Below are 1,297 nucleotides of genomic sequence, written 5' to 3' on the forward strand. Positions count from 1 at the left end.
CGCGGGATCCGGGAGCGGGCCGTGCTGCTGGGCGGGCGCGCGTCCACCGGGCCCGACGCCGGGGAGTGGCAGGTACGGGCGGAGCTGCCGTTGGGGAGCTGATCTAGGCTGGCGGAATGCCGGTCACCGTATTGCTCGTCGACGACGAACCGCTGGTCCGCGCGGGGTTGCGGGCCGTGCTGGAGGCTCAGCCCGACATCTCGGTCGTCGGGGAGGCGGCCGACGGGGCGTCCGTCGTGCCGCTCGTGCGGAGCCTGCGGCCCGATGTCGTCGCCATGGACGTGCGGATGCCGCTGATGGACGGGATCGAGGCGACTCGGGCCGTGCTGCGGGGAGTCGACGTGCCGCCGAAGATCCTCGTCGTGACGACGTTCGAGGACGACGCGTACGTGTACGAGGCGCTGCGGGCCGGGGCGGACGGGTTCCTGCTGAAGCGGGCGCGGCCCGCGGAGATCGTGCAGGCGGTGCGGGTGGTGGCGGCCGGGGAGTCGCTGCTGTTCCCGGCGGCGCTGCGGAAGCTGGCGGCCGAGCGCGGGGACTCGCAGGCGCGGGACCGGCTGGTGTCGGCCGGGCTGACCGAGCGGGAGGGGGAGGTGTTGCGGCTGATGGCGCGCGGGTTGTCGAACGGGGAGATCGCGGGGGTGCTGGTGGTGGGGGTGGAGACGGTGAAGTCGCATGTGAGCGCGGTGCTGGCGAAGGTGGGGGCGCGGGACCGGACTCAGGCGGTGATCGCGGCGTACGAGTCGGGGTTCGTGGCACCGGGGTAGGGGTGAGCCCGTGTCTCTGAGGACAGCGGCTGCCGCCCTCCGCTTCCGCCCTGTCGACCCTCTCGCCTCCCCCCGAGTACGATCCACACCCGACTAGCTGGGAGGACACGGTGGAGCGGCTGATCGGTGGGGAGCCGTCGTTGTTGCGGCGGATCAACTCCGCGGTGGTGCTGCACGCGTTGCGTGCGGCGGACCGGGCGACGTTGACGGAGGTCACGCGGGTGACCGGGTTGTCGCGGCCGACGGTGGAGGGCGTGGTCGAGGATCTGATCGGGGCGGGGCTGGTCGTCGAGGAGGCCGCCGATGTGACGGTCGTGCGCAGGCAGGGGCGGCCGGCGCGGAGGTTCCGGTTCCGGGCGGAGGCCGGGTATCTGCTGGGGCTGGACATCGGGGCGCACCGGGTGTCGGCGGTGGTGGCGGATCTGGACGGGCGGGTGCTGGGGACGCAGAGCAAGGAGGTCGCGGAGGCGGCGCCGGCGGACGAGCGGCTGGAGCGGCTGCGGACGGCCGTCGCCGAGCTGCTGCGGCGG

General features: G+C 74.0%; 2 protein-coding genes. Both read left to right on the forward strand.

Annotated elements, in window-relative coordinates; translation table 11 throughout:
- Positions 1 to 116: 116 nt before the first annotated feature.
- Positions 117 to 767: a response regulator gene (locus ACVNF4_RS36175; RefSeq protein ID WP_461807055.1), complete on the forward strand. Its 651-nt coding sequence runs from the start codon at positions 117 to 119 to the stop codon at positions 765 to 767.
- A 110-nt stretch (positions 768 to 877) separates the two neighbouring features.
- The coding region (locus ACVNF4_RS36180; RefSeq protein ID WP_461807056.1) for a MarR family transcriptional regulator at positions 878 to 1,297 on the forward strand (420 nt) is incomplete at its 3' end.

The organism is Streptomyces sp. S6 (assembly GCF_054880855.1).

Excerpts from the sequence above, each read along its gene's own strand:
- ACVNF4_RS36175 (WP_461807055.1), top strand. The coding sequence starts at position 117 with ATGCCGGTCACCGTATTGCTCGTCGACGACGAACCGCTGGTCCGCGCG.